A 16,774-nucleotide genomic window follows, 5' to 3' on the forward strand; every position below is an offset into this window, starting at 1 on the left:
GGCGTCCTGTCCGCACTGGCACTCCAACGGTGGGACGATGTTTATCCAATAGTGTCCTGACGGCTGATGCGGCTCCACCGCCCAGCCCGGTTCATGCCTGACACATCGTCAGGACCACCGGGCACCGGATGTCACTGTGCTGCCCTCCGCGGAGTTCGCACGGGCCTAGACTGCCGCCGGCGGGACCGGTGGACTGCGTCGGCAAAGGGGCCGCCGCGGCGCCGCAGCCGGGGTGAGCAGCCCCGAAGGAAGGTGTCTGCATCGTGAAGGTCGGAATCCCCCGCGAGGTCAAGAACCACGAGTACCGGGTGGCGATCACGCCCGCGGGCGTCAACGAGTTCACCCGCCACGGCCACGAGGTGTTCGTCGAGTCCGGCGCGGGCGTCGGTTCCAGCATCACCGACGACGAGTTCGCCGCCGCCGGCGCGAAGATCCTGCCCACCGCCGACGAGGTCTGGGACGCCGCCGAGCTGGTGCTCAAGGTCAAGGAGCCGATCGCCGAGGAATACCACCGGATGCGTGAGGGGCAGGTGCTCTTCACCTACCTGCACCTGGCCGCCTCCCGGGACTGCACCGACGCGCTGCTCGACCGCAAGGTCACCGGCATCGCCTACGAGACCGTCGAGCTGCCCGACCGCTCGCTGCCGCTGCTCGCCCCGATGTCCGAGGTGGCCGGTCGGCTCGCCCCGCAGGTCGGCGCCTTCTACATGATGCGCACCGGCGGTGGCCGGGGCGTGCTGCCCGGCGGCGTCTCCGGCGTGTACGCGGCCAAGACCGTGGTCATCGGCGCCGGCGTCTCCGGCATGAACGCCGCCGCCATCGCGCTCGGCCTGCAGTCCGAGGTGCTGCTGCTGGACAAGAACGTGGCCCGGCTGCGCCAGGCCGACGCCATCTACCGCGGCCACCTGCAGACCGTCGCCTCCAACGCGTACGAGATCGAGCGGGCCGTGCTCGACGCGGACCTGGTCATCGGCGCGGTGCTGGTCCCCGGCGCGAAGGCGCCGAAGCTCATCTCGAACGAACTGGTCTCCCGGATGAAGCCGGGCAGCGTGCTCGTCGACATCGCCATCGACCAGGGCGGCTGCTTCGAGGACTCGCGTCCCACCACGCACGCCGACCCGGTCTACAAGGTGCACGAGTCGATCTTCTACTGTGTGGCGAACATGCCCGGCGCGGTGCCGAACACCAGCACCCACGCGCTGACCAACGTCACCCTGCCGTACGCCCTGGAGTTGGCCAACCGCGGCTGGCGGGAGGCGCTGCGGGTCGACCCGGCGCTCGCGCTGGGCCTGAACACCCACGCCGGTCACGTGGTCTACGGCCCGGTCGCCGAGGCGCACGGCATGGACGTCCTCCCGCTGGCCGACGTCATCGGTTGAGGGGCGACAGCCTGACCAGCACAGTGGACGGGGCCGGCCCGGGCGAGCAGCCCGCGCCGGCCCTGCGCCGTGCCGTCCGGGGCTATTTGGACCATCTCACCGTCGAGCGGGGACTCTCCGCGAACACCCTCGCCTCCTATCGCCGCGACCTGGAGCGCTACCTGGCCACCCTGGCCGGCGCCGGGGTGACCGACCTGGCCGCCGTCGGCGCCGCCGAGGTGGAGAGCCATCTCGCCCGGCTGCGGGCCGGCGACGCCGAGCACCCGCCGCTGGCCGTGTCCTCCGCCGCCCGCGCCGCCAGCGCCGTGCGCGGCCTGCACCGCTTCGCGCTGCGCGAGGGCCTGGCCGGCGCCGATCCCAGCCGCGACGTCCGCCCGCCCACCCCGCCCCGCCGGCTGCCCCGCGCCCTGCCGGTCGAGGACGTGCTCCGGCTGCTGGAGACCGCCGGCCCGGTCACCGCCGCCGGCGACGCGGCGCCCCGCGCGCTGCGCGACCGGGCCCTGCTGGAGTTTCTGTACGGCACCGGGGCGCGCATCTCCGAGGCGGTCGGCGCCGCGGTGGACGACCTGGACCTTGACGAGGGCACGGTGCTGCTGCGCGGCAAGGGCGGGCGAACCCGGCTGGTCCCGATCGGCGGGTACGCCGTCGAGGCGCTGCGCGCCTGGCTGGTCCGGGGCCGTCCGGCGCTGCTCGCCACCGGGCGGGGCACCCCGGCCGTCTTCGTCAACGCCCGCGGCGGACCGCTGACCCGGCAGGGCGCCTGGGCCGTCCTGCGCCGCGCGGCCGAGCGGGCCGGCCTGCCGGTGGACGGCCCCGGCGCGGCATCCCCGCACACCCTGCGCCACTCCTACGCCACCCACCTGCTCGACGGCGGCGCCGACGTCCGGGTGGTGCAGGAACTGCTCGGTCACGCCTCGGTGACCACCACCCAGGTCTACACGTTGGTCACTGTGGACCGGCTGCGTGAGGTGTACGCGACCGCCCACCCGCGGGCCCGCGGCTGACCGGTGGCGGGCGGCTCGGGGCCGTCGGCCGGCCGACACGCCGACCCGGTACCGAACGCGCTGCTGGCGGGTGGCGTACAGTCGGCATCGGCGCGGACCTCATGGGCGACACCGGGGTGCGCAGCGGCGCCGCGAAGGACGTCGGACGGCTCCGACACCGGGTGGTCGTCGGGAGGGGGCAACGAGGACATGGCTGGCAACGAGAACCGTGCCGAGACCTGGACGTCGGAGCTCCGCGAGCAGCAGGCGACGCTCGGCTCCGACCTCGGCCCCGCCGACCCGGCCGCGTACACCATGCGCAAGCCGATCCCGGAGCCGATGCCGACCGACCGGCACGGGCCCGCGCGGATCATCGCGATGGCCAACCAGAAGGGTGGCGTCGGCAAGACCACCACCACCATCAACCTGGGTGCCGCGCTGGCCGAGTACGGCCGCAAGGTGCTGCTGGTGGACTTCGACCCGCAGGGCGCTCTCTCCGTCGGTCTCGGCGTCAACCCGCACAACCTCGACCTGTCGGTCTACAACCTGCTCATGCAGGACGACGTCACCGCCGACGACGTGCTGATCAAGACCGATGTGGCCGGGCTGCACCTGCTTCCCGCCAACATCGACCTCTCCGCCGCCGAGATCCAGCTGGTCAACGAGGTCGCCCGGGAGATGGCCCTGGCCCGGGTGCTCAAGACGGTCCGCAAGGAGTACGACTACGTCCTGATCGACTGCCAGCCCTCGCTGGGCCTGCTGGCGATCAACGCGCTGACCGTGGCGCACGGCGTGCTCATCCCGCTGGAGTGCGAGTTCTTCAGCCTGCGCGGCGTCGCGCTGCTGCTGGACACCATCGACAAGGTGCGCGAGCGGCTCAACTTCGACCTGGAGCTCGAAGGCATCCTCGCCACCATGTACGACAGCCGCACCACCCACTGCCGGCAGGTGCTCCAGCGGGTGGTGGAGGCGTTCGGCGACAAGGTCTACCAGACCGTGATCACCAAGACCGTGAAGTTCCCCGAGTCGACCGTGGCCGGCGCGCCGATCACCACCCTCGACCCGGCCTCCTCCGGCGCCCGCAACTACCGGCAACTGGCCCGTGAGGTGATCGCCGCCCAGGCGGAGCGATAGGCCGAACGCCGGGTGTCCGGAGCGTGGACTACGGTTTTCCGGTGACCGCACCGCCCCTCGACCCGCCGGCGTCACCCGACGCCGGCGATTCCGTGGCCGCCGCCGAGCTGGCCGCCGAAGTCGACGGCGTGCTGCCCGCCGGCCCGGCCACCGTCGAGGCGGCCGCCGCCGGGGAGGGCAGCGGCTTCACCGTCCGGCTGGCCAACTTCACCGGCCCGTTCGACCTGCTGCTCCAGCTGATCAGCAAGCACAAGCTCGACGTCACCGAGGTGGCCCTGCACAAGGTCACCGACGAGTTCATCGCGTACATCCGGGCCATGGGCGACCAGTGGGACCTGGACGAGACCAGCGAGTTCCTGCTGATCGCCGCCACCCTGCTCGACCTGAAGGCGGCCCGGCTGCTGCCCGCCGCCGAGGTGGAGGACGAGGAGGACCTGGCCCTGCTGGAGGCCCGGGACCTGCTCTTCGCCCGGCTGCTGCAGTACAAGGCGTACAAGGAGGCGGCGGCGCACCTCGCCGAACTGGAGGCGGTCGGCGGCCGCCGCTACCCCCGGGCGGTCACCCTGGAACCCCGGTACGCCGACGCGCTGCCGGACCTGGTGCTCGGCATCGGCCCGGACCGGCTGCTCAAGCTGGCGCTCAAGGCGATGACCCCGAAGCCGGTGCCCGAGGTGTCGATCGCGCACGTGCACATGGTCCGGGTCAGCGTCCGGGAGCACGCGGAGATCATTTCGGCGCGGCTGCGCCGGGCCGGCACGGCCACCTTCTCGTTGCTCTGCGCCGACTGCGAGATCACCCTGGAGGTGGTGGCCCGCTTCCTCGCCCTGCTGGAGCTCTACCGGCAGGGGCTGGTCGCCTTCGTCCAGGAGCAGGCCCTGGAGGAGTTGACCGTCCGCTGGACCGGCTCCGCCGACGGCGACACCGAGCTGACCATCGACGAGTACGCCGGCTCCCCGGAGCCGGCCGCCCCGGCGGCCGCGACCGCCGGCGACGACCCGGCAACGACGCAGGAGTGACCCCGATGAGCGAGCGAAGCGGAGTGCCGGCATGAGCGACGAGGAGGGCCGCGACTCCCTGGCCGACCAGGCCGCCGCCTGGGTCCCGCCCTGGGAGCGCCCCGCACCCGCGAGATCCGCCCCCGCCGAGCCCACCGCTGAGGCAGATCCGGAGGTCGCCGCGGCGGCCGAGCCTGCCGCGACCGCAGCGGCGGCGCCCGAGCCCGCCACCCCGGAGCCCGAGCCCGCCGCTGAGCCCACGCCCACCACTGCCGAGCCCGAGCCCGCCGCTGATCTCCGCAGGAACGGGTCCCCGGAGTATTCGCCCCCTTCCAAGATCCCCACGCCGTCTGACCCGGCCGCCGATCTTGGTGCGGCGGTGCCCTTGGAGGGGCCGGGCGGTACCAAGATCTCCGAGGCGCCGACGGAGGCGGTCGGCGGGGAGTTGGCGGGGGAGGGCGGTAGTGCGGGCGTACGCCTGAAGCAGGCGGCGGGGCGGCGGCGGGTGACGGCGGCGCCGGAGCCCGCGCCGGAGCTCAGCGACGCCGAGCTGCGCGGCGCGCTGGAGGCGATCCTGCTGGTGGTGGACCAGCCGGTCAGCGAGCTGACCCTGGCCCAGGTGCTGGAACAGTCCCCGGAGCGGATCGGCCCGATGCTCGACGACATCGCCGCCGGCTACACGGCCGCCGGGCACGGCTTCGAGCTGCGCCGGGCCGCCGGTGGCTGGCGTCTCTACACCCGCCCGGAATACGCCACCTACGTGGAGCGGTTCATCCTGGACGGGCAGTCTGTGCGGCTCACCCAGGCCGCGCTGGAAACCCTGGCAGTGGTCGCCTACAAGCAGCCGGTGACCCGGTCGCGGATCTCCGCCATCCGGGGCGTCAACTGCGACGGGGTGATCCGTACCCTGGTCTCCCGTGGCCTGGTCGAGGAGTGCGGCACCGAACCGGACAGCGGGGCCTTCCTCTACCGGACCACCACCATGTTCCTGGAGAAGCTGGGGTTGAACTCGGTGGACGACCTGCCGCCCCTGGCCCCCTTCCTCCCCGACGACGTAGAAGAGCTTGCCGATGCGACGCGATGACCGTGCCCCCAAACCCGACGCCCCCGTGTACGAGGGCGCCGAGCGCCTGCAAAAGGTGCTCGCCGCCGCCGGGGTGGGTTCGCGGCGCGCCTGCGAGGACCTGATCTTCCGGCGCCGGGTCACCGTCAACGGCCGGGTCGCGCAGCTCGGCGACAAGGCCGACCCGGCGCACGACGTCATCCACGTCGACGGGGAGCGGCTCCAGGCCGACACCCGGCTGGTCTACCTGGCCATGAACAAGCCCCGCGGGGTGGTTTCCACCATGGCGGACGAAAAGGGACGCGCGGCGCTGTCGGACTTCCTCGGCAACCGGGTGGAGCAGCGGGTCTACCACGTGGGGCGGCTCGACGCGGACAGCGAGGGCCTGCTGCTGCTCACCAACGACGGCACCCTCGCCCACCGGCTCATGCACCCGTCGTACGGGGTGCAGAAGACCTACCTCTGCGAGGTCACCGGTCCGATCCCGCGCAACCTGGGCAAGCGGCTGGCCGCCGGGGTCGAGCTGGAGGACGGGCCGGTGAAGGTCGACTCGTTCAAGGTGGTGGACACCTTGGGCAAGACCGCCCAGGTGGAGGTGAGCCTGCACGAAGGGCGCAAGCACATCGTCCGGCGACTGCTGGCCGAGGTGGGGCACCCGGTGAGCCGGCTGGTGCGGACCGCGATGGGGCCGATCCGGCTGGGTGACCTGCGCGCCGGGCGGACCCGGCGGCTGACCAACGCCGAGGTGGCCGCCCTGTTCAAAGCGGTAGGCGACTGACCCCGGACGTTCCGGGTACCGCTGACGGTAGGCTTCGTCGCGGTCCAGCGGGCCGTCGTGGCGCGGATCGCGCCCGGCGGCACCGTGCGCGGGCCGTCCCGCGACGGCGGGCATCATTGACGATGGACAACCGCTCAACGGCGCCGGAGGAACCGGCGACCCGCGAGATACGGGCTGAGGAGGAACACGGTGGGGCAGAACGAACGGACCGGACGGTGCGTGGTCGCGGTGGACGGGCCATCCGGTTCGGGTAAGTCCACCGTCTCGCGGCGGCTCGCCGTCAGCCTCGGTGCCCGCTACCTCGACACCGGCGCCATGTACCGGGCGGTCACCTGGGCGGTGCTGCGCTCCGGCGTCGACCTGACCGACCTCGAGTCGGTGGCCAAGGTCGCCGGTGAGGTCGACCTGCGCATCGGCACCGACCCCCAGGGGTACGGCGTGATCGCCGACGGCGTCCACGTGGAGAAGGAGATCCGGGGCCCGGAGGTGACCGCCGCGGTCTCCGCGGTGGCCGCCGTGCCGGCCGTCCGCGAGCAGCTCGTCGCCCGGCAGCGGGAGATGATCACCAACTCCGACCGGATCGTGGTCGAGGGCCGCGACATCGGCTCGGTGGTCGCCCCGGACGCCGACCTGAAGGTCTACCTGACCGCCTCGGAGTCGGCCCGCGCCCAGCGACGCAGCGCCGAGGACGCCGCCGACATCGCGGCGACCGCCGCCGACCTGGCCCGCCGCGACCGGCTCGACTCGACCCGCGAGGTCAACCCGCTGCAGCAGGCCCCCGACGCGGTCGTGCTGGACACCACCGAGCTGGGCATCGACGAGGTCGTCGCCCGGCTGCGGGCGCTGCTTACCGAACGGGGCCTGGCGTGACCGAGGAACTTGGCGGCTGGGTCGAGCTGCGCGACCCCGAACTCGAGGCCGGCGAACCGTCCGGCCCGCAGCCCGTGGTGGCCGTGGTCGGCCGGCCCAACGTGGGCAAGTCGACGCTGGTCAACCGGATCATCGGCCGCCGCCAAGCGGTCGTCGAGGACATTCCCGGCGTCACCCGCGACCGCGTCCCGTACGACGCGCAGTGGAACGGCCGGGCGTTCACCGTGGTGGACACCGGCGGCTGGGAGCCGGACGCGAAGGACCGGGCCGCCGCGATCGCCGCGCAGGCCGAGACCGCCGTCGCCACCGCCGACGTGGTGCTCTTCGTGGTGGACGCGACGGTCGGCGCGACCGATGTGGACGAGGCCGCGGTGAAGATGCTGCGGCGCAGCGCCAAGCCGGTGATCCTGGTGGGCAACAAGGCCGACAACACCGCCGTCGAGATGGAGGCGACCGCGCTGTGGTCGCTCGGCCTCGGCGAGCCGTACCCGGTCTCCGCGCTGCACGGGCGCGGCTCCGGCGACCTGCTCGACGCGATCATGGAGGCGCTGCCCGAGGCCCCGAAGGTGGTCGAGTACCGCCCCCGCGGCCCGCGCCGGGTCGCCCTGGTCGGCCGCCCCAACGTCGGCAAGTCCAGCCTGCTCAACCGCTTCTCGGGCGAGGAGCGGGCGGTGGTCGACTCGGTCGCCGGCACCACCGTCGACCCGGTCGACAGCCTGGTGGAGATCGGCGGCGAGACCTGGCAGCTGGTGGACACCGCCGGCCTGCGCAAGCGGGTCGGCAAGGCCAGCGGCACCGAGTACTACGCCAGCCTGCGGACCGCCTCAGCGATCGAGGCGGCCGAGGTGGCGGTGGTGCTGCTCGACGCCAGCGAGGTGATCAGCGAGCAGGACCAGCGGATCCTGTCCATGGTCGTCGAGGCCGGGCGGGCCCTGGTCATCGCGTTCAACAAGTGGGACATGGTCGACGCCGACCGCCGGTACTACCTGGACAAGGAGATCGACCGGGAGCTGCGCCGCATCCCCTGGGCGATCCGGCTCAACCTGTCCGCGAAGACCGGCCGGGCGGTCGACAAGCTCGCCCCGGCGCTGCGCAAGGCCCTGGCCAGCTGGGAGACCCGCATCCCCACCGCCCAGCTCAACCAGTGGCTCACCGCCCTGGTCCAGGCCACCCCGCACCCGGTGCGCGGTGGTCGCGCGCCGCGCATCCTGTTCGCTACCCAAGCCGGGGTGGCCCCGCCGCGGTTCGTGCTCTTCACCACCGGTCCGCTGGACGCCGGCTACCAGCGGTTCGTCGAGCGCAAGCTCCGCGAGGAGTTCGGCTACGAGGGCACCCCGATCGAGATTTCGGTACGCCCGCGCAAGAAGGTGGGCCCGGGCGGGCGCGGCAAGGCCCACGGCTGAGTCTCCGCCCGTCCTGAAGCCGCCGGGGCCTCCCCGGCGGCTTCTCCTTTCCTAGGACGCTTTAGGGGGAGTGGGGCCGGGCGCCCGCGACGCGGGAGGGGCCTCTGCGCAACCGGGAAGATCCTGCGCTAAGCTGTACCGGCTGCCGCGGGCACGACCAGCGGGAGCATCGGGACGTGGCGCAGTTTGGTAGCGCACTTGACTGGGGGTCAAGGGGTCGTCGGTTCAAATCCGGCCGTCCCGACAGCGAGAGGGTTTCCGCAGGTCAGCGACTTGCGGAAACCCTCTTTTCATTGCTTGGCATGAATGCCCGGTCTAGCACGCCGCTGTTGGACTCCTTGACTCGGGCAGGTTGTCATGCCACTCCTCGATCTTCAGAAGCTCACCGTCGGACTATCCCGGACCTGGGCCGGGTTCCTTCGGGACTGGGACCGGTCGCTGCGGGCCGGGAACTATCCGCAGACCACCCGCTACAACTACCTGCTCGCCGCCGCGCAGTTGGGCCGCTATCTGGGGGAGCACTCGCCGGATCCGGATGCCGAGGATGCGGCCGAGGATCCGTGTGCGGTGACGCGGGCGCACGTGGAGGCGTTCCAGGCGTGGATGATCGACACCAGGTCCGCGTCGACCGCGTTGAACAAGCACAAGGGGTTGCAGCAGTTCTTCAAGTGGCTGCTGGTCGACGAGCAGGCCATCGACCGATCGCCGATGGAGCGGGTTCGGCAGCCGAAGACGCCCCGGAAGCTGATCCCGGTCATGCGCGACGAGGACACCGGCAAGCTCCTCGACGCGTGCAAGGGCAAGGGCTTCGCCAACCTCCGCGACGAAGCGCTGATCCGGCTGTACTGCAACACTGGCGCCCGCCTGTCCGAGGTCGGCAACCTCCTAATGGCAGATATCGACCTGAACACCGAGTCAGTGCACTTCCACGGCAAGGGCGCCAAGGACCGGCGGGTACGGTTCGGACCCAAGACCGCCCGGGCGCTCAGCCGCTACCTGCGGGCCCGGGGCAAGCACAAGGGCGCCGCCCTGCCGAACCTGTGGCTGGCGGAACGAGGCAGCGCGGCCTTGAATCCGAACGGCATCAAGATCCTCCTCAAGCGGCTGGGTAAAGCGGCCGGGGTGCCGGATGTGCACGCGCACCGGTGGCGGCACAGCTTTGCCCACGAGTGGAAGCGCGCCGGTGGGGACACTGGAGACCTGATGCTCCTGTTGGGCTGGACATCGGAGGACATGCCCCGTCACTACGGTGCGAGCGCGGCGGCCGAGCGGGCGCAGGAGACGCAGGCACGACTGGGAATCGGCGAGCGAGTGTAGTTTTCGGATGGCTGACGCGATCACGCACGGCAGGGCCCAGGGCCGTGCGTGATCGCGTCGTTACCGGTAGGCTGCGGCGGGCCTTCGGGGGAGGGGTGGCGATGACGCGGTACGCGGTCGACGAGAGCCGCAGCGAGCTTGTGGCGACCTGGGAGACCGGCTGCGGGTCTGTCGCGATTCGGGTCGCGCCGCTCGCGGCGAGCATCGAGCCACGACAGCGGCTGGCGTTGGCAGCCGAGTTGTCGGGCTTGTCGAAGGCGCTCTGGCGCTGCTATACGCATCCGGCGAGCGCCGCTGACAGCTTGGAGATCAACTCCGAGGGCTGGCGGCGAGAGCAGACCCGCAATGAGTTTGCTTCCGTGACCGCGCATATCAGGAAGCCGAGCCTGCCTGACAGCAACGGGATGTTGATGGTGTCGTACGACCCGCTGGAGGAACGCGCCCATCGAGTGGGCCGTTGCCTGCACGCTGCCGCGGACGCGGATCTCACTGCTGCGGTGGTCGCCGATGTCGAGGCAGAGGTAGCGGCGGTGGAGGGTGCCGAACTCGGGGACCTGTCGGGACGCTCGGCGCAGGCCGTGCAACTGACGCGCCAAGCTGCCTCGCCGGTCCAGGTTGCCGCTGCCGACCGGATTCTGATGAATGACCCGCTTGGCGGAGAAGAGTTGTTTCTGGAGCTCGATCCGACCTCGGCATGTGTGGCGGCGGCGCACTGGCTGCAGGCGGCCGCCGACGTGGCGGCGGAGGCCTCCAAAGGCGCCGCGAGCGACGTCTTGGTAGAGGCCGACGACATTGAAGCGTTGCCGCACGCGACACCCACCGCGCTCCTGGAGTTGATGGAGATCGGCCTGTCGCCGACAGACGTGGTGACCAGGATGATCTGCGATGGCATGGCGATCGCTGAGGGCGAGGCACCCGACATCGATGACCTACGAGAGAAGATCGAGGAAGCCGACGAAGAAGCCGAGCAGTTCAGGGCGGGCGGAGCCGAAGCGGTTGGCGAGATCGCGTCGATTCGGCTGACCACTCTGGACCCGCTGCGTCCCGCTCGCGACATGCTCGAGGACCTACTGTCCGGCATTCGCGGATGCTGGCTTCTCTACCGCGAGTACGCCATCTCCTCAGCCGACCTTGAGGACACCGTGTCCCGCGACGAACTGGACGACGAGATCGACGATGCGTTCCGCAACGAAGTACGTGCCCGAGCGGCTGCTGACCGGCACCGACTCGACCTTGAAGACCGCAAATAGGCAGCAGGCAGGTATTGGCGTGAGCGGGAGCGCGCCCCGCGCCAGCGATCGCGCCATGCGCCATGGCGTGACACCGCGCCCGCTCGTCCGCTAGATGACCGACGGCCAAGCCGAAGTTGATGATGGAGTACATCCTGCCCGTCTTGTCTCCTGGGGACGGACAGCACGGATAACCGGGTGTTCAAGTCCCCCCTCGGACACAAACTTGCGGCACCTGTGCCGTACCTGACGTACTGGTGGTCAAGCGTCATTGACCACGCGAATCTGATCTTCCCGATCACCTCCGGCGGCTTCGCGCCGGCCGACGGTGGTGGTCGATGTGGCTGAGCCCTTGGTGGCTTCCGTCGTCCCTCCGGTCCTGCTTTCAGACGAGGGGCGCTCTGCTCGGACCAGCTCTGGTGGCCCGCTGCGTCGGGCACCGTTACCGATGCCTGCGCTCCCGCGGCAGCGCACCGAGGCGAGGATGTATCGCCTGGCTTCGGTGGACAGCAGTGGCCGGATCCGTGATCGGTCGATCATCGGAGCAATGGGCTGGGAACCCGGTGCCCGCCTGGACATCCGTCAAGGCGGAAACGTCATCGTCGCGCGCCGAGATCGCCAGGGAGTCTTCACTGTCACCGGCCAAGGGCACCTGTTGCTGCCGGCCGCGGTACGGCACTGGTGCGGGCTCGCAGCCGGCGAGCGCGTCCTACTGACCGCGGACCGCGCCGCGAACTTGCTCGTGGTGTACCCGCCTATCGCCTTGGACGAGATGGTCGCCCAGGCCGAGCGCGCGGTGCTGGGTGGTGATCCGGCATGAGCGCGGGCACGGCGAGCAAAGCGGAACTGGAGGCCGCCCGGCTGCTGCTGTCGCGGATGGGCATCTCCCCGGCGGACCTGGTGGCGGCGTCGTCGGACCGTCCGCCGGCACCGACGTTCGCCGAGTACGTGCCGGTCGTGGCGGCTGCCGTCACCACGGGCACGCGACGGGCGTACGGCTCGTACTGGAAGCGCGTGGTCGAGCAGTGGGGCACGCGGCGCATTGACGAGCCGACGCCGTCGGAGATCGAACGGTTGGCGGAGTACGTCAAGACGCACGTGGTGGCCCGGCGCAACGCCCGGGGTGGGCGAAGTGCGGCGGAGCATCTGATCGCCGCGTTGCGGTGCCTGTACAAGCGGGCCGTGGCCGACGGGTACATCGCTGCGGTGGACAACCCCGCCCTCAAGGTGGCCAAGCCGCGGCGGCTACCCAGCACCAGACGAGCGGTGGCCGACAGCAGGTTGGCGGAGATCAACGCCGTCGCTGCCAGCACGGGCGACGACCCGGCGCTGGACAGCCTGCTGCTGCGGCTGCACACCGAGACGGCGTGCCGCCGGGGCGGTGCGCTGGTCCTGCGCCCAGTCGACCTGGACCCGGACCAGTGCCTCATCCTGCTGCGGGAGAAGGGTGACACGGTGCGGTGGCAGCCGGTGTCGCCGACGCTGATGAGGCATCTGCAGCAGCATGCCGAGGAACGCCAGGCGACGGGAACTGACCAGCTGCTGCGTTACCGCAACGGGCAGCCGATCACCTACCGGCGCTACGACCATCTGTGGGTGCGCATCGGTGAGCATCTGCCCTGGGTCTACGTGCAGCAGATCAGCACCCACTGGCTGCGGCACACGACACTGACGTGGGTCGAGCGGAACTTCGGCTATGCCGTGGCGCGCGCCTACGCCGGGCACTCCGACAGCGGCAGTGACGCTGGCACCACCACTACGTATGTCCGGGCGAGTCTGCAGGAGGTCGCCGCCGCTCTAGCGGCCCTGACCAACGAGCCCCATCCACTGGCCTGAGCTCGAACCGACCGCGGGGTGGGGCTGGTTGCTACGTCCAGACCCACCCCGCCTAATCGGCTTCGCGCCAATCGCGACGCCAGCCCGGATGGGTGTTTCAGTGGCGATGCGACCGAGGCGGCACCGGGCCGTTGACACCGCAACCCACCTCACCATGCATCGATCAGCAAGCGGGGCGCTCGATCCGAGAAAGTGTCATACGGTGGGCCTACCGTGGCGGCTGTGATCTCTGACTTCACCGCCGCGTGGGTGCCGTTTCAGCCGGTCCGGGAGTTCGTCACCGCTGCTGCCGTGGCGATGCGCTGGGCGGAGGGCCAGGCTGCGCAGCGCCGGCTGTCCGCCGTCCTGGTCACAGACCGCAAGGGCGAGTACCACGGCGAAGTGCTATTCGAGCCGTACCTGAAGGGCCGGCACGCCTCGCCGCGATCTCCGCGCGTCGACGTGTGCCCCGGGGCGGTGATCGCGCACGTACCCACGCCGGAGGCGCTGGCGGTGGCGACGCGGCTGGCGCACGGCAACGCCCTGGTCGTGGTAGAGCATCCGAGTCCATGGCGATTGGCCGGCTGGGCCGGCGCCATCGGCGCGCTCGACCTTGACACCGGCGAGACCACCCTGCTGGACCTGCGGCTGCGCGAGTACCTGGACGAGCTGGTGCGCTACGGCAACAACGGTTATGCCCGCGGGTACGGCCGCGACGGAGCCCAGCGGGTGCTGGCCGACATGGCCGCTGCCGGGCTGCTCGAGCGGGACGTCGTGCTCAGCGCGCTGAGCGCCTACGACGTCTCGCCGCGCGCCCAGCTGGTCATCGCCGGCCTGATCGACAAGGTCACGCCGATGACGACTCGCCCATGACCTGCGGTTACCCCCTTGAAAAAACTTGGAGAAAGAGTGGCGGGTAATCGGAGCGGCCGCACATAGGAGAGGACGTCCGGTGAGTCCTTCAGCGGACGCACCGCACCGAGAAAGGCGCCATGCACCCGGAAGCCGACGAGCCGACGGACGATGTGGCGGGATCGGGACTACAACGGGAACCGACCCGCCGCAACATCGCTGTCCCCGCTTCCTGGCTTGCCGACTTCGCTGGTACCCGCGAGGACCATGACCTCGACGAAACCGTCCGCGCTCTGCGCCGACGTGAGCGTCTGGCCGAGGACGCCGACTTGGTCGCCTGGCTGCGTCGGTACAACTTCACCGGCCGGGACTACGACCTGTTCGCCACCGAGCTGGCCCGATACGGGTACGCCGTCATGGTCGCTTGGATCCGCCAAGGCGCCATCTTCGGCAAGTGCCGCGAGCGCGGAACCGGCCTGCCCGAGCCGCCGCTCGGGGCACTCAGCCGCCCTGACGTCGCCGAGGAACTCGCCAACGAGACCGTTGCCAAGGCGCTGCGATCCTTTCGCGACACCGTGCTGATCCCCGGCCGGTGGAACCCGGCCCGCGGCGCCTCGCTCAAGACGTTCTTCATCGGCCAGTGCCTGATCCGCTTCCCGAACATCTACCGCGCCTGGCTGAACAACGAGGTCCACCACGATCTGCTCGTCGACGAGCTCACCCTCTTTGACCACCCCGCCAGCGGCGGCCCGCCCGTCGACCCGGCCCAACTCGCCGTGCTCCGCCAGGAGGTGGACGTCCTGCTGACCGGCGCCCCGCCCCGCACCCGCACCATGCTGACGCTCATCCTTGCCGGCTACACCCAGGCGGACGTCGCCAGCCTGCTCGGCCTCACCGAGAATGCCGTACAAAAAGCCTTGTCCTACTACCGCACCCGCCTGACCGCCCCACAACCCGCCCATACCCGAAGGGGGGCATGAAGCCCATGCCGCAGCCCACCCCGGACCACCACCCGCGACCCTCCGCGGCGACCGGGAAGTCGTCAGAGTCCACGATCCAGGCCAAGATCGAGCGCTCCTCGCTCGGCACCGCCGACGCCCGTGCCATGCGCGCCCGCACTTCCACCGCGACCGCCCGCGCCATCGTCGCCCGGGCGGCTGGAGCGGCCCCGCGTACCCCCCACAGCAATCTCGGCCGGAAAACCGGCCGAAAGAGTGGCGGGTAACCGGCCGACCAGCACATATGCCTCCGGCAGGAGCGGTCCAACCGAGACTGCACTACCAGAGGAGATGATCATCATGGCTCGAGGCGGCTCCCGCACCGTGGCCCGCAGCGCCAGCACAGGTCGGTTCGTCCGCAGCAGCACGGCGGTGCGGTCGCCGCGGACCACCACAACCGAACGCGTCGGACGCGGGACAAGCAACACCCGCACCGTCAACCGCAGCGCCAGCACCGGCCGATTCGTGACGGCAGCCACTGCGGCCCGGCACCCGGGGACGACGATCACCCAGCGAGTCTGACGCGACCCGCGATCGTGAGCCCTTTCCCCACCCGGGAGAGGGCTCACAATGCTTACGCCGTTGTGGCGCCGGCACCAGACGGACTGAGATGCCCCGGGGACCGCATCGTTCCGACCCTTAGCTCCGGGTCGGGGCGATGCCGACTTCGGGGCCGATCCGTGGCTCACAGATCGTTGTCGGCAAAGTTCAGCCCGAGCTCGTTGGCCCTTGTCCGCTGCTGCGCGGTCCGTCGAATGATCTCGTCCCACACCGGCTCACCGACGGCGATCGCCGCTGCGATCCACCCGCCCGCGCCCTGAGGGTCACCGGTGCAGTGGTAGCAGCGGCAGTCCACCCCATCCCTGATCCGCCGGTCGCGATGGATGCGCCCACCGGCGGCGAACCTGTTCGCCTCCCAGGGATCGATCCCGGCCCGTGTCAGGTAGGTGCGGGCAGCTTCGATCCACCGTCTCGGCGACAGCATCGCGTTGCCATGCAGCTCGACCAAACCGAGGTTCCCGTTACAGCCGGCGCACAGAAGACCCCGTACGCACCGACCGCACGACTCTCGTCCCGGGCAGCACAAGTGGTCATGGTCGACCGGCAGGGGCACCAGTCCGACCGGGTAGCGCCATGCCGGGCCGCCGCAGATTCCGCACCCGCCGCCCTGCGCCCGCAGTAACTCACGGTACCGAACCGCAGTAATGCGGTGCCGTAGCAGCGCCTTCTTCGGTGCCTCCAGGCAGCACACCTCGGAGGTGGGGTGCGTGGGGATCAGCCCCAGCAGGCGGGCGTCGACGAGCGTCACACGCGGATTATGGCGGGCGGGTACGTCACCGAACGCGCACGACTGCGGAGCCTGGAAACCCCTGGCTGCCCCGTACTGCCGACTGGCAGGGTTGCGTATTCGTTCTGTGCGAGTTCTCCGCTACCAGCCAGCCGCTGTTACAGATTGTGATCGGACTTCTTCGCCATGCCGCGCCAGTAAGCGAGGTTGTGGCGGGTAGTCAGGGTGTCGGGGTGGTCGGGGCCCAGGACCCGCAGGCAATCGTCGAGCAGCTTGCGAAGCAGCGCGAGACGGCGGTGCTGGGTGATGGGGGTCTGCTGGCCGGGACGGTAGGAGGAACCCTCAGCCTGGGCATGCGCCCGGCACGGGGCGGCTCAGGCCAGAAACGGTTTGAGGAGTTGCCGCTGGTGCGGGTGGTGATCGACGAGCCAGCGGTCGAGGTCGTTCTGCCGCAGCGTGGCGAGGGTCAGCTTCTGCTGCTGGCCCAGTCCAGGAAGTCGCCGGCGCGGAGGACCTGCTGGCCGAGGTCGTTGCGGGTGGCGCGGCTGACGGGTCCGCGCGGGGGCGGCGTACCACGTGCCCACGTGCGCGGCCTGGTCGATGGTGAACGCGAGTATGCCCGACTCTCTGCATAGAGCCCGGCTTTCCGACCGCCGACCAGTAACGACGA

17 protein-coding genes and 1 tRNA gene are annotated in these 16,774 nt (G+C 70.8%); 16 read left to right on the plus strand and 2 right to left on the minus strand.

What is annotated here, in order from left to right; genetic code table 11:
- Positions 1–263: 263 nt before the first annotated feature.
- From ald to ACFYM6_RS32405, 15 genes are all read left to right on the plus strand, one after another.
- A complete protein-coding gene (gene ald / locus ACFYM6_RS32335; RefSeq protein ID WP_387281260.1) occupies positions 264–1,379 on the plus strand; it encodes an alanine dehydrogenase in 1,116 nt (371 codons plus the stop codon).
- Positions 1,376–2,383: a site-specific tyrosine recombinase XerD gene (locus ACFYM6_RS32340; RefSeq protein ID WP_387281261.1), complete on the plus strand. Its 1,008-nt coding sequence runs from the start codon at positions 1,376–1,378 to the stop codon at positions 2,381–2,383. Before ald ends, ACFYM6_RS32340 begins: the two co-directional genes overlap by 4 nt.
- A gap of 189 nt (positions 2,384–2,572) precedes the next feature.
- Positions 2,573–3,496 (plus strand): ParA family protein, encoded by a 924-nt coding sequence (locus ACFYM6_RS32345; RefSeq protein WP_387281262.1) that lies wholly within the window; start codon positions 2,573–2,575, stop codon positions 3,494–3,496.
- Between the two features lie 41 nt (positions 3,497–3,537).
- Positions 3,538–4,512 carry a segregation and condensation protein A gene (locus ACFYM6_RS32350; RefSeq protein ID WP_387281263.1) on the plus strand — a complete coding sequence of 325 codons (975 nt, stop codon included), beginning with the start codon at positions 3,538–3,540 and terminating at the stop codon, positions 4,510–4,512.
- 31 nt (positions 4,513–4,543) lie between these two features.
- On the plus strand, positions 4,544–5,575 hold the full coding sequence (gene scpB / locus ACFYM6_RS32355; protein WP_387281264.1) for an SMC-Scp complex subunit ScpB: 1,032 nt from the start codon (positions 4,544–4,546) through the stop codon (positions 5,573–5,575).
- The gene (locus ACFYM6_RS32360) at positions 5,562–6,332 is read left to right on the plus strand and encodes a pseudouridine synthase (RefSeq protein ID WP_357441600.1); all 771 of its coding nucleotides are present in this window, start codon (positions 5,562–5,564) and stop codon (positions 6,330–6,332) included. The genes scpB and ACFYM6_RS32360 overlap by 14 nt, the downstream gene beginning before the upstream one ends.
- 189 nt (positions 6,333–6,521) lie before the next feature.
- Entirely contained in the window at positions 6,522–7,202 is a 681-nt protein-coding gene (gene cmk / locus ACFYM6_RS32365; protein ID WP_387281265.1) for a (d)CMP kinase, read from the plus strand.
- The gene (der, locus tag ACFYM6_RS32370; RefSeq protein WP_387281266.1) at positions 7,199–8,605 is read left to right on the plus strand and encodes a ribosome biogenesis GTPase Der; all 1,407 of its coding nucleotides are present in this window, start codon (positions 7,199–7,201) and stop codon (positions 8,603–8,605) included. Before cmk ends, der begins: the two co-directional genes overlap by 4 nt.
- Positions 8,606–8,775: 170 nt before the next feature.
- Positions 8,776–8,849 (plus strand) — tRNA-Pro (locus ACFYM6_RS32375).
- Positions 8,850–8,962: 113 nt separating this feature from the next.
- On the plus strand, positions 8,963–9,922 hold the full coding sequence (locus tag ACFYM6_RS32380) for a tyrosine-type recombinase/integrase (RefSeq protein WP_387281267.1): 960 nt from the start codon (positions 8,963–8,965) through the stop codon (positions 9,920–9,922).
- Positions 9,923–10,023: 101 nt separating this feature from the next.
- The gene (locus tag ACFYM6_RS32385) at positions 10,024–11,172 is read left to right on the plus strand and encodes a hypothetical protein (RefSeq protein WP_387281268.1); all 1,149 of its coding nucleotides are present in this window, start codon (positions 10,024–10,026) and stop codon (positions 11,170–11,172) included.
- Positions 11,173–11,635: 463 nt separating this feature from the next.
- A complete protein-coding gene (locus ACFYM6_RS32390) occupies positions 11,636–11,971 on the plus strand; it encodes an AbrB/MazE/SpoVT family DNA-binding domain-containing protein (protein ID WP_387281269.1) in 336 nt (111 codons plus the stop codon).
- On the plus strand, positions 11,968–12,987 hold the full coding sequence (locus tag ACFYM6_RS32395; protein WP_387281270.1) for a tyrosine-type recombinase/integrase: 1,020 nt from the start codon (positions 11,968–11,970) through the stop codon (positions 12,985–12,987). The genes ACFYM6_RS32390 and ACFYM6_RS32395 overlap by 4 nt, the downstream gene beginning before the upstream one ends.
- 222 nt (positions 12,988–13,209) lie before the next feature.
- Positions 13,210–13,839: a hypothetical protein gene (locus ACFYM6_RS32400; RefSeq protein ID WP_387281271.1), complete on the plus strand. Its 630-nt coding sequence runs from the start codon at positions 13,210–13,212 to the stop codon at positions 13,837–13,839.
- A 119-nt stretch (positions 13,840–13,958) separates the two neighbouring features.
- Entirely contained in the window at positions 13,959–14,798 is an 840-nt protein-coding gene (locus ACFYM6_RS32405) for a sigma-70 family RNA polymerase sigma factor (protein WP_387281272.1), read from the plus strand.
- A 62-nt stretch (positions 14,799–14,860) separates the two neighbouring features.
- On the opposite strand, the gene ACFYM6_RS32410 is transcribed toward ACFYM6_RS32405, so the two are convergent.
- On the minus strand, positions 14,861–15,325 hold the full coding sequence (locus ACFYM6_RS32410; RefSeq protein ID WP_387281273.1) for a hypothetical protein: 465 nt from the start codon (positions 15,323–15,325) through the stop codon (positions 14,861–14,863).
- A gap of 176 nt (positions 15,326–15,501) precedes the next feature.
- Positions 15,502–16,125, minus strand: a complete 624-nt coding sequence (locus tag ACFYM6_RS32415; RefSeq protein ID WP_387281274.1) for an endonuclease domain-containing protein — start codon at positions 16,123–16,125, stop codon at positions 15,502–15,504.
- 212 nt (positions 16,126–16,337) lie between these two features.
- Between ACFYM6_RS32415 and ACFYM6_RS32420 the strand changes: the two genes are divergently transcribed.
- Positions 16,338–16,739 carry a hypothetical protein gene (locus ACFYM6_RS32420; protein ID WP_387281275.1) on the plus strand — a complete coding sequence of 134 codons (402 nt, stop codon included), beginning with the start codon at positions 16,338–16,340 and terminating at the stop codon, positions 16,737–16,739.
- Positions 16,740–16,774: the final 35 nt, after the last annotated feature.

Origin of the sequence: Micromonospora sp. NPDC006431, assembly GCF_042870725.1 — a bacterium.
GTDB lineage: Bacteria > Actinomycetota > Actinomycetes > Mycobacteriales > Micromonosporaceae > Micromonospora.

What these genes read in the sequence shown, in the direction of transcription:
- ACFYM6_RS32345 (WP_387281262.1), top strand. Translation starts at nt 2,573, where the DNA reads ATGGCTGGCAACGAGAACCGTGCCGAGACCTGGACGTCGGAGCTCCGC.
- scpB (WP_387281264.1), top strand. Translation starts at nt 4,544, where the DNA reads ATGAGCGACGAGGAGGGCCGCGACTCCCTGGCCGACCAGGCCGCCGCC.
- ACFYM6_RS32360 (WP_357441600.1), top strand. Translation starts at nt 5,562, where the DNA reads ATGCGACGCGATGACCGTGCCCCCAAACCCGACGCCCCCGTGTACGAG.
- ACFYM6_RS32380 (WP_387281267.1), top strand. Translation starts at nt 8,963, where the DNA reads ATGCCACTCCTCGATCTTCAGAAGCTCACCGTCGGACTATCCCGGACC.
- ACFYM6_RS32385 (WP_387281268.1), top strand. Translation starts at nt 10,024, where the DNA reads ATGACGCGGTACGCGGTCGACGAGAGCCGCAGCGAGCTTGTGGCGACC.
- ACFYM6_RS32390 (WP_387281269.1), top strand. Translation starts at nt 11,636, where the DNA reads ATGTATCGCCTGGCTTCGGTGGACAGCAGTGGCCGGATCCGTGATCGG.
- ACFYM6_RS32395 (WP_387281270.1), top strand. Translation starts at nt 11,968, where the DNA reads ATGAGCGCGGGCACGGCGAGCAAAGCGGAACTGGAGGCCGCCCGGCTG.
- ACFYM6_RS32405 (WP_387281272.1), top strand. Translation starts at nt 13,959, where the DNA reads ATGCACCCGGAAGCCGACGAGCCGACGGACGATGTGGCGGGATCGGGA.